Source organism: Klenkia sesuvii, assembly GCF_037083825.1.
GTDB classification, from domain to species: Bacteria; Actinomycetota; Actinomycetes; order Mycobacteriales; family Geodermatophilaceae; genus Klenkia; species Klenkia sesuvii.
The window spans coordinates 82,754-93,569 of record NZ_JBAPLU010000018.1; the positions used below are offsets into that span (position 1 = coordinate 82,754).

The 10,816-nt window shown below is 74.9% G+C and carries 8 protein-coding genes; 5 read left to right on the forward strand and 3 right to left on the reverse strand.

Annotation, left to right across the window (positions count from 1 at the left end; genetic code table 11):
- Nucleotides 1-36: 36 nt before the first annotated feature.
- From TEK04_RS16180 to TEK04_RS16195, 4 genes are all read left to right on the forward strand, one after another.
- Entirely contained in the window at nt 37-1,707 is a 1,671-nt protein-coding gene (locus TEK04_RS16180) for a circularly permuted type 2 ATP-grasp protein (RefSeq protein ID WP_336405383.1), read from the forward strand.
- Nucleotides 1,701-2,651 (forward strand): alpha-E domain-containing protein, encoded by a 951-nt coding sequence (locus TEK04_RS16185; protein ID WP_336405384.1) that lies wholly within the window; start codon nt 1,701-1,703, stop codon nt 2,649-2,651. Before TEK04_RS16180 ends, TEK04_RS16185 begins: the two co-directional genes overlap by 7 nt.
- 5 nt (nt 2,652-2,656) lie before the next feature.
- Entirely contained in the window at nt 2,657-3,604 is a 948-nt protein-coding gene (locus tag TEK04_RS16190) for a transglutaminase family protein (protein ID WP_336405391.1), read from the forward strand.
- A 137-nt stretch (nt 3,605-3,741) separates the two neighbouring features.
- Nucleotides 3,742-5,652: a clostripain-related cysteine peptidase gene (locus TEK04_RS16195; protein ID WP_336405385.1), complete on the forward strand. Its 1,911-nt coding sequence runs from the start codon at nt 3,742-3,744 to the stop codon at nt 5,650-5,652.
- Between the two features lie 15 nt (nt 5,653-5,667).
- Here TEK04_RS16195 and TEK04_RS16200 read toward each other — a convergent pair whose 3' ends face one another.
- From TEK04_RS16200 to TEK04_RS16210, 3 genes are read right to left on the reverse strand one after another with little or no spacing between them, the layout of a single operon-like run.
- Nucleotides 5,668-6,594 carry a hypothetical protein gene (locus TEK04_RS16200; protein WP_336405386.1) on the reverse strand — a complete coding sequence of 309 codons (927 nt, stop codon included), beginning with the start codon at nt 6,592-6,594 and terminating at the stop codon, nt 5,668-5,670.
- Nucleotides 6,595-6,601: 7 nt separating this feature from the next.
- Nucleotides 6,602-7,309, reverse strand: coding sequence for a hypothetical protein (locus tag TEK04_RS16205; protein ID WP_336405387.1), 708 nt, complete (start codon nt 7,307-7,309; stop codon nt 6,602-6,604).
- A 7-nt stretch (nt 7,310-7,316) separates the two neighbouring features.
- Nucleotides 7,317-8,648, reverse strand: a complete 1,332-nt coding sequence (locus TEK04_RS16210; RefSeq protein ID WP_336405388.1) for a hypothetical protein — start codon at nt 8,646-8,648, stop codon at nt 7,317-7,319.
- A gap of 100 nt (nt 8,649-8,748) precedes the next feature.
- On the opposite strand from TEK04_RS16210, the gene TEK04_RS16215 reads away from it, so the two are divergent.
- The gene (locus TEK04_RS16215; RefSeq protein WP_336405389.1) at nt 8,749-10,560 is read left to right on the forward strand and encodes an ABC-F family ATP-binding cassette domain-containing protein; all 1,812 of its coding nucleotides are present in this window, start codon (nt 8,749-8,751) and stop codon (nt 10,558-10,560) included.
- Nucleotides 10,561-10,816 lie beyond the last annotated feature (256 nt).

Sequence of the window (10,816 nt, forward strand, 5' to 3'; positions counted from 1 at the left end):
GACGCGCCGTTCACCGGCGGGAACTAGGTTCGCCCCATGGCGGACCTCTTCGACGGCTACCCACTCGGGGAGCAGTGGGACGAGATGTTCGGCGCGCCGGCCCAGCCGAGGCCGCCGTACGCCGGGCTCTTCGGCTCGCTGCAGCACATCTCGGGCGAGGAGCTCGCGGCGCGGGCCGACGTCCTGAGCCAGACCTACCGCGACGCCGGCGTCACCTTCGCGCACGCCGGGGAGGAGCAACCCTTCCCGCTCGACATCGTGCCGCGCGTCATCGGGGCCGACGAGTGGGCGCACGTCGAGCGCGGCGTGGCCCAGCGGGTGCACGCGCTCGAGGCCTTCCTGGCCGACGTCTACGGTGCCGGCCAGGTGTTCGCCGACCGCATCGTGCCGCGCAGCGTCATCACGACCAGCGCGCACTTCCACCGCGCCGCCCACGGTCTGGTGCCGCCCAACGGCGTGCGGGTGCACGTCAGCGGCATCGACCTGGTGCGCGACGAGGCCGGTGACTTCCGGGTGCTGGAGGACAACCTCCGGTCGCCCTCGGGGGTCAGCTACGTGATCACCAACCGGGCGGCGATGAGCCAGGTGCTGCCCGAGCTGTTCGGCGACCACCGCATCCAGCCCGTCGCCGACTACCCCTCCCGGTTGCTCGCCGCGCTCAAGGCCTCCGCGCCGGCCTCGGTCAGCGACCCGACCGTCGTCGTCCTCACCCCCGGCGTCTACAACTCCGCCTACTTCGAGCACGCGCTGCTGGCCCGCCAGATGGGCGTCGAGCTGGTGGAGGGCCGCGACCTGGTCTGCTCGGGCGGTCAGGTCAGCATGCGGACGACCGACGGCCAGCAGCGGGTCGACGTCATCTACCGGCGCATCGACGACGAGTTCCTCGACCCCGTGCACTTCCGGTCGGACTCGGTGATCGGCTGCGCGGGCGTGCTCAACGCCGCCCGGGCCGGCCGGGTCACCATCGCCAACGCGGTCGGCAACGGCGTGGCCGACGACAAGCTCATCTACACCTGGGTGCCCGACCTCATCCGGTACTACCTCGGCGAGGAGCCGGTGCTGGCCAACGCCGACACCTACCGGCTGGACAACCGGGACAACACCGAGTGGGTGCTGGAGAACCTCGACTCCCTCGTGCTCAAGCCGGTCGACGGCTCGGGCGGCAAGGGCATCGTCATCGGCCCGCGCGCCGACGAGCAGACCCTCGAGGCGCTGGCGGTGAAGGTGCGCGAGAGCCCCCGCGACTGGATCGCCCAGAAGCCGATCGGGCTGTCCACCTCCCCGACCCTCATCGACGGCCGCATCGCCCCGCGGCACGTCGACCTGCGGCCGTTCGCGGTCAACGACGGCTCCGACGTGTGGGTGCTGCCCGGTGGGCTCACCCGGGTGGCGCTGCCCGAGGGCGAGCTCGTGGTCAACAGCAGCCAGGGCGGTGGCTCCAAGGACACCTGGGTCATCTCGGGGCCGCGGCCGGCCGAGACCCCTGCGCCCGACCGCACGCAGATCGAGTTCACCACCGCCGACCTGCCCGACGAGCCGCCCGCGCAGGACCCGGGCCCGGCCAACGACAACGCCGTCGGCCAGGGCCAGCAACAGCAGCAGGGGAAGGACCCCGTCCTCCTCGGTGCTCGCACGCTCGCACCGAGCCTCCAGACGGGGCCGTCGGCTGATGGCGACGAGCAGGCTGCGGGGGGCCCGCGATGCTGAGCCGGATCGCCGAGTCGCTGTTCTGGATCGGCCGCTACGTGGAGCGGGCCGACGACACCGCCCGCATCCTCGACGTGCACACCCAGCGGCTGGTCGAGGACCCGTGGATCGACGAGCGGCGGGCCTGCCACAACCTGCTCGCGCTCATGGGCATCCCCTGCGACCCCGCCGAGGCCGACACGGAGCGGGTGCTGGCGACGCTGGCCTTCGACCGCATCGCGCCCAGCTCGATCGTCGGGGCGCTCAGCGCCGCCCGGGAGAACGCCCGGGGCGCCCGTGAGGTGCTGTCGGCCGAGATCTGGGAGTCGCTGAACGTCACCCACAACGCGTTGCCGCAGCAGCGCACCATGGCCCGCCGGTACGGGCCGCACTCGCTGTTCCGGTTCGTGCGCGAGCGCTCGGCGATGGTGTTCGGCCTGGCCGACGCCACGATGAGCCGCGACGAGAGCTGGTTGTTCCTGATCCTGGGCCGCTCGCTGGAGCGGGTGGACATGACCAGCCGCATGCTGTCCACCCGGGTGCTGGCCGGGGACGCCGCGCCGTCCTGGACGCTGGTGCTGCGCTCGACCGGCGCCTACGAGCCCTACCTGCGCACCTACCGGGGTGCGGTGAACTCCAGCCGGGCCGCCGAGTTCCTGCTGCTGGACCGGCTGTTCCCGCGGTCGGTGTTCGCCGCGCTGGAGCAGGCCGAGGGGTGCCTGGCCGAGCTCGAGCGCTCCAACGTGCGCGACGGGCACCGCATCGGCGTGGCCGGGGAGGCGCACCGCATCGTGGGCCGGGCCCGCACGATGCTCGAGTTCATGGGCACCGACGAGATCCTGGCCAAGCTGCCCACCCGCCTCGACGAGCTGCAGCGCACGTGCTCGGCCGCCAGCGAGGCCGTGACCAGCAGGTTCTTCACCGAGCAGGCGCCCCAGGTGTGGATGCCGGAAGGTGTGCTGTGAGCCCGATGAACCAGTCGCAGCGGTTGCCCGAGCCCGTGACCGGACCCATGCCGCGCTCGGCCGTGCCGCAGACCGGCATGCTGCCGGCCCAGCCCGCCGCCCCCGGTGTCGACCGCTGGCGGCTGCAGATCGTGCACCGCACGAAGTTCTCCTACGGCGGCCCGGTGCGCAGCTCCTACAACGAGGCGCGCATGACGCCGGAGAACACCAGCCGGCAGACCACGCTGCGTTCGCGCGTGGAGGTCGAGCCGGCGGCCACCATGCAGGCCTACCGCGACTACTGGGGCTCCACGGTCACCGCCTTCGACCTGCACGGCCCGCACCGCGAGCTCGCCGTCGTCGCCACCTCGGTCGTCGAGGCCGGCCCGGAGCCCGAGCTGGGCCAGGTGGTCGGCTGGGACGAGCTGGGCACCGACGACGTCCTCGACCGGTTCGGGGAGATGCTCCGGCCCACGCGGCTCACCGAGATGGACGCCCCCGTCGTCCGGGCGGCGCGCGACGCGGTCGGCGACGCCGACCCCCGCGAGGCCGGCCTGCGGATCTGCCGGTTCGTGCACGACCACATGCAGTACCTGTCCGGGTCCACCGACGTGCGCACCAACGCCATGCAGGCGTGGACCCGGGGGCAGGGTGTCTGCCAGGACATGGCGCACGTGTCGGTCGGGCTGCTGCGGGCGCTGGGCGTCCCGGCCCGCTACGTGTCGGGCTACCTGCACCCGCGGCCGGCCGCCGGCATCGGCGAGGCGGTCAAGGGCGAGAGCCACGCCTGGGTGGAGTGGTGGGACGGTGCCTGGACCGGCTACGACCCCACCAACGTCGTCGACATCGGCACCCGGCACGTCACGCTCGGCCGCGGGCGGGACTACAAGGACGTGCCGCCGCTGAAGGGGATCTTCTCCGGTCCGCGCAGCGAGGGGCACTCGGTCGTCGTGGAGGTCACCCGCCTGGCCTGATGCGCTCACCCACCAGGTGATGTGCACGAGAACCGGCACGCGATGCGGCGTTCCCCCACCCCCACCGGAGGCCGGTCATGCGGCAGGCTGCGCCGCGGGGCGGGGCCACCGGGCCACCGCGGGACGGGGGAGAGCACGTGCAGGCACAGCTGCGGTGCAGGGGGTCGGTGCGGGCGGTGGCCGCGGCGACGGCGGTGGGGCTGCTGCTCGCCGGCTGCTCGGACGACGGGGCCGACGCGCCGGCGCAGGAGCCGGCCGCGCTGGACGACGGCAGCTGGACGGTGCTGCTCTACTCCATGGCCGACACCGACCTCGAGGAGGCGATGCTCGAGGACGTCGTCGAGCTGGCCGGCGTCGGGTCGCGGGGCGCGCTGCACGTGGAGGCGCTCGTCGACCGGGCCGCCGACGACGAGTCCTCGGGCTACACCGGCGAGGAGGTGCTCGACGCCGGCAGCTGGACGGGCGCGCGCACCTTCTCGGTGCAGCCGGGGAGCCTCGAGCTGCGGGAGGACCTCGGTGACGTCGACACCGCCGACCCCCAGGTGCTGGCCGACTTCATCGCCGCCGGCATCGCCGCCTCACCGGCGCAGCACTACGCCCTCGTCGTCTCCGACCACGGGGCCGGGTGGCCGGGGGTCGGGGCCGACGAGTCGGCCGGGCAGACCACGATGGACCTCGCCGGCCTGCGCACCGGGATCGGGGACGGCCTGGCCGCGGCCGGGGTGGACCAGCTCGACCTGCTCGGCTTCGACGCCTGCCTCATGGCCACCTACGAGACCGCCGCCACGCTGGCGCCGCTGGCCCAGCGCATGGTGGCCTCGGAGGAGCTGGAGCCCGGCCACGGCTGGGACTACGCCTCGTTCGGCGTGCTCACCGACCCCGGCACCGACGCCGACACCCTGGGCCGCGCCGTCGTCGACGGCTTCCACGCCCAGGCCACCGAGCAGGGCACGGTCGACCAGACCACCCTCTCGCTGCTGGACCTCACGCAGATGACCGCCCTCGACGACGCCGTCGCCGACCTGGCCGGGGCGCTGGAGGGCCGGGCGGCCGACCTGGGTGCCGCGGTGGCGCGGGCCCGCGCGACGACCCTGGCCTTCGGCACCGACCCCGACCCGGCCAACGCCACCGGTCAGGTCGACCTCGGCCAGCTGGCCGGTGAGATCTCGGTGGAAGCGCTCGACGTCGCCGACGAGGCCGACGCGGTCAGCCGCGCCCTGGGCGACGTCGTGACCTACCAGTCCGACGGACAGGCCTACGTGGGCGCGACCGGCATGAGCGTCTACTTCCCCGCGCAGGCCGAGTTCCTCGACGCCGGCTACGCCGACGTCGAGGTGGCCGCGCCGTGGTCGGCGTTCCTCGACGCCTTCTACGGGGCCGGCCGCGACCTCGCCGACCGGCCGGCCTTCGACACCGGCACCGGGCTGCTGGTGGACCTCGGGCCCGACGGGCTGGACCTGTCGGCCACGCTGGTCGCGCTGGGCGCGGAGAACGCCGCCACCGCCCGCATCGTGTACGGCCAGCAGCAGGCCGACGGCACGCTGCTCTACACCGGCGACGAGGAGGGCACGGTCGGCGACGACGGCACCGTCACCGCCTTCTACGACCTGACCGGGTTCACCATCACCGACGGCCAGGACACCGTGCCGGCCTACCTGTCCCTGGACAGCGACGAGGACTTCCCGCTGTTCACCCTCACCGTGCCGATGGAGTACGCCGCACCGGACGGCGACGTGCAGCGCATCCGGTTGTCGGTCACCGTCGACCAGGACCAGGGCGTGGTGACCTCGGAGGCCTACTACGCCGAGGCCGCCGACGGGCTGTTCGCCGAGTTCACCCCGGCTCCGGACGGCCTGGTGTTCCCGCTGCTGCGCACGGAGGACGGGTCGTGGGTGCGGGCCGAGGGGCCGGGGCTGTTCGCCGAGCTCGCGGGCCTGCAGTACGGCTTCGACCGCCTGCCCTCGGGCACCGAGCTGGTCGTCGCCCTGGTGGTCGCCGACCTCGCCGGCGTCGAGAGCTCCCTCGACGCCGAGATCACGATCCCCTGACCCGCGGCGGGCCGGTCAGGCCGACCGGCGGCGGGCCAGGGCCAGCCCCAGCCCGCCCGCGGCGAGCAGTCCGCCGCCGACCGCGATCAGCGGGCCCACGTCGGCCCCGGTGCTGGCCAGCGTCGGCGCATCGGCGGTCGCCGGTGCGGCCGTGCCGGTGCCCGGGGTGCCGTCCGCGGCGGGGGCCGCAGGACCGGTGGTGGCCGCCGCGGTCGTGCCGGCCGCCGGGGACCCGGCCGCGGGGGTGCCCGGGTCGGCCCCGGCCGCGGTGCGCACCGGGTCGTGGAACTGCACGGCGGCGACGTCGCCCTCGTCGTCCTCGCCCGGCGGGGTGACGGTGGGGGCGAACACCAGCGGGCGGCCGACGACGACCCCGTACAGGACGTCGTCGCCGGCGGGGGGCAGCGCGTAGCGGCCGGAGGTGGGGGCGCCCGTCTGCTGCACCGTGAACGCCATGCCCGGGAAGAGCCGGAGACGGCCGTCCTCGTCGACCATCTGGACGGCGCCGGTCAGCTCGCACGAACCGTCGGCGCCCGTGGTGCAGGTGGCCGTGTCGCCGGGGTCGAGGGGGTAGTCGGCCATGGACTCCTCCTCGACGGTGGTCACCGTCACCACGACGACGGCCCCGGCCATGCCGGTCCCGTCGGCGGCCGACGGGTCCACCGCGGCGGCCGCGGCGTCGTCGGGCTCGGGGGCGACGGAGACCTGCAGCGCGCCGTAGCGGAACTGGACCGGCTCGTCGGGGGTGCCCAGGTAGCTCACCGGGGTGGGGGCCACCACCAGCGTCTGCGTGGCCGACGCGACCACGGGGGTGCCGGCACCGGGGTGCGCGGGGTCGACCATGGCCGACGCGGCGGGGGCGGTCACCGCGCCCAGGACGGCGGTGGCGAGCATCAGCCCGCCGACCTGCAGCGGACGGCGGACACGGGAGCGAGCGGACACGCCGGCCCTATCGGCAGCCCGCCGCCGGGGCGTGACCCCCGGTGACCGGGGACCCGTCGCGGACCAGCTGGCGGCTCGGCACGCCGAACGCCTCGTGCGCCGGGGTCATCGGTGGCGGCCGCTCGCCGCCGGCGGGCACCCTGGCCCGCCAGACCTCGCCCTGCGCCGACAACCAGGCGTCACCCAGGTCGGTCACCCGGCCGTCGCTGACCAGCGGCGCCCAGCCGAGGGCCACCCGGACCGCGTCGGCGGTCACCACGATGCGGGTGCCGACGCGCCGACGTCGTGCGCGGGGGGCGACGTAGACCTGCGAGACCAGTCCGCTGGACGGTGACCAGCGCAGCGCCGCGACCTGGTCGGCCCAGGTGACGCCTGCGGCCCCGAGGTGGTCACCGCCCACCACGCGCCCGTCGTCGAGGGTGGCGGTGGAGAAGGCCACGAGGTCGACGGCGTCGCCGGTGCCGGCCGGGCCGAGGATGAACCACAGGTGCGGCGAACCGGCCGCGAGCTCGGGGGTGACGACCACCCGCACCGGCACGTGGCCGGCGTCCTGCACGTGCGCCTCGGCCAGCCAGCCGGCCGGGTGGGCCGGCGGGCCGGGGAGGTCGACCACCGCGCCGTCCGGGAAGCCGGGGCCGGCGACGGTCACCAGCACGCCCCCGCCGGCGGGGGAGGCGTGCCGGGCGTACCAGACGTCGCTGCCGGTGCTGGTCACCGGGCGGTCAGGCCGTCCGGCGCGACCGGGAGCCGGCGACGGCCAGCGCTGCGCCCGCCCCGACGGCCAGGGCGCCCAGCCCGAGCAGCGGACCCACGTCGGCGCCGGTGGTGGCCAAGGTGGCCCCGGCGGTGACGGTGAACGTCACGGTGCTGGTCGCGCCGCTGGTCAGCCCGACGGCGGTGACCGTGTGCACGCCCGGCTCCAGGCCGGCCGGCACCGTGAAGGTGAAGGTCGCGACGCCCTGGGCATCGGCGACCGCGGTGCCCAGGTCGACCGGGGTCGAGTACAGGGTGCCGCGCACGGTCTCGCCCGGGGCGAACCCGCCGGCGGTCACGGTCTGCTGCCGGCCGGCGGCCACCGTCGTCGCTGCGGCCGTCGCGCTGCCCGGCGCGCTCGAGGTGCTCGGGGGGCTCGGCGGTGTGGTGGGCGGGGCGGTGACGGGCACCCCGAGGGTGAGCCGGAGCGGGGTGTCCCGCTCGGCCTGGCTGGTGGCCGCGGGCACGGTGAACGGGGTGGCCGTCCCGGCCCGGGTGACCAGGTAGTCACCGGGCAGGTAGGCCTCGGGGAACCGGGCCAGCCCCGCGGCGTCGGTCGTCGCGGTCGTCACCGTCCGGTCGGCCGCGCAGGCACCGTCGAGCGCGGGGCAGAGTTCGACCTGCGTGCCGGCCGGGGCGCCGTCGACCACGGCGACGCCGAGGGTCCGGTAGGCGTGCTGGACCGGCAGGGCCAGCTCACTGGTCATGGCCGCGGGGTTCCAACGGCTGTCCGTCCAGCCCTGGATCGCCATCGGGACGTCCAGCAACTGGTCCGAGGTGGGCGGGCGCAGGAGGGTGAGGGTGAACTCGGAGAAGTTCGGCAGCCTGGGGACCTGGCCGCGGCCGTAGTCCCCGGTGGGCAGGGTGCTGCCCGCGTCGAACACGCACGTGGAACCCACGAACGTGCAGGTACCCACCGCGGTCGACGGTGCGCCCTCGACCTGGCTGAAGCGGAGCTCGAGCTGGGCGCCGCTGGGGTTCAGGCGGGCGTAGCTGGGCAGCGGGTCGGCGTCGTCGTCCAGGGACAGGTCGAGCTTGCCGGTGCCGAAGTGCGCGCGGGTCGGCGTCGTCGTGCCCGCCACCTGCGGAGCGCTCCCCGCGGTGTCGGCGGTCGGGGCGACCGGGCCCAGCACGAGGGGCGCGGCGTCGTCGGTGGCGGAGTCGTCCGCGCCGGGGCCGACCTGGGGCACCGGGGCGTCCTCGGCCAGGGCGGCCGGCGCGGCGGCCAGACCGAGCGTCGTGGTGGCCAGGAGCAGCCCGCCGAGCCGGACGGGGCGACGGGCGAGCAGGCGGGAGGTCACGGTGCGCACATCGGCAGTCGGGGGCCCGGCCGGTACCCAGCGGCCGCGCGGAGACCTCCGCCGAGGTCGCGCCGGGCCCGCCTGGGACACTCGGGTCCTCATGACGACTCCGCTCAACCTGGTCTCGCTGGAACGGGTCTCCAAGGCGCACGGCACGACGGTGCTGCTCGACGACGTCTCCCTCGGCATCGCCGCCGGTGAGCGCATCGGCGTCGTCGGCCGCAACGGCGGGGGCAAGTCCACCCTGCTGTCGGTGATCACCGGTGCCGAGCCGCCCGACGAGGGCCGGGTGACCATGCGCGGCGGCACCGCGATGGGTGTGCTCGACCAGAGCGGCACGCTGCCGCCGGGTGCCACGGTGCACGACGTCGTCCTGTCCGGGTTCGGCGCCGAGCACGAGTGGGCCGCCGACGCCGCCGTCCGCTCGGTGCTCACCGGGCTCGAGCTCGACCGGCTGGGCCTCGACGCCCCGGTCGCCCCGATGTCCGGCGGTGAGCGTCGTCGCGTGGCGCTGGCCGCGCAGCTGGTGCGCCCGCTGGACCTGCTGGTGCTCGACGAGCCCACCAACCACCTCGACGTCGAGGGCGTCGCGTGGCTGGCCGAGTACGTCAAGGCCCGCGCCGGCGGCCTGCTGGTCGTCACCCACGACCGCTGGTTCCTCGACGAGGTCTGCACCACCACGTGGGAGGTCGCCGACGGTTCGGTGCACGCCTACGACGGCGGGTACGCCGCGTACACGCTGGCCCGGGCCGAGCGCGCCCGCATCGCCAACGTCACCGAGGAACGCCGGCTCAACCTGGTGCGCAAGGAGCTTGCCTGGCTGCGGCGGGGCCCGCCGGCCCGCACCAGCAAGCCCAAGTTCCGCATCGAGGCCGCGCAGGCGCTCATCGCCGACGAGCCGCCGGCGCGGGACTCGATGCAGCTGGCCAACTTCGCCGCGCGGCGCCTCGGCAAGACGGTCTACGAGCTCGACGACGTCTCGTACGCCGTGCCGACGGACTCCGCGGACGGGCAACGGGGTCCGCGCACGCTGTTCAGCCACCTCGACTGGAACGTGGGCCCCGGCGACCGCATCGGCGTGGTCGGCGTCAACGGCGCCGGCAAGACCTCGCTGCTCAAGCTGCTGGTGGGGGAGAACGAGCCCGACGCCGGCACGGTCAAGGTCGGGCAGACGGTGTCGGTGGCCTACCTGTCGCAGCACGTGACCGAGCTGCCGCCCAGGGCGCGCGTGCTGGAGGCGGTGCAGGAGGTCTCGCGCATCGCCCGGCTGGGCAACCAGGAGGTCTCGGCCTCGACGCTGGCCGAGCGGTTCGGGTTCGCGGCCAACCGGCAGTGGACACCGGTGGGTGACCTCTCCGGCGGCGAGCGGCGCCGGTTGCAGCTGCTGCGCCTGCTCATGGCCGAGCCGAACGTTCTGGTGCTCGACGAACCCACCAACGACCTCGACATCGACACCCTCACCGCGCTGGAGGACCTCCTCGACGGGTTCCCGGGCACGGTGCTGGTGGTCAGCCACGACCGCTACTTCGTCGACCGGGTCTGCGACACCGTCGTCGCGCTGCTCGGCGACGGGTCGCTGGCCCAGCTCCCGGGCGGGGTCGAGGAGTACCTGCGCCGCCGTGCCGCCGGGCAGGCCCAGCTCTGCACCGCCGCCGGGGACGGACCGCCGACCCCCGCCGCGCGGCAGGTGAGCGCCGCCGACGCCCGGGCCGCGCGCAAGGAGGTGCAGAAGCTCGAGCGCCGCATGCTCAAGCTCGACGGCGACGAGAAGAAGCTGCACGACCAGCTGCTGGCCGCCGCCACCGACCACGCGAAGGTGGCCGAGCTGAACGCCCAGCTGCTGGCGGTGCAGGCGGAGAAGGACGAGGTCGAGACCGCCTGGCTGGAGGCCGCCGAGCTCGCCGAGGGCTGACCCCCGGCCCCGGGTATGGGAGCCCATGCACCCGCTGCTGGGCCCCGTCCCCGGGTGCATGGGCTCCCATACCCGGTGGCCCGGTGGCCCGGTGGCCCGGTGGCCCGGTGGCCCGGCGGCCCGGGGCCGGGGATGCTCCTATGGATCGTCAAGTGGTTGCAGCGACCGATGTCGGGTTGATGATCAGGTAGTAGAGCTCGCGGGCGATCAGACGCTTGAGGCAGCGGATGATCTCCTTGGTCGACAGGCCTTCTTC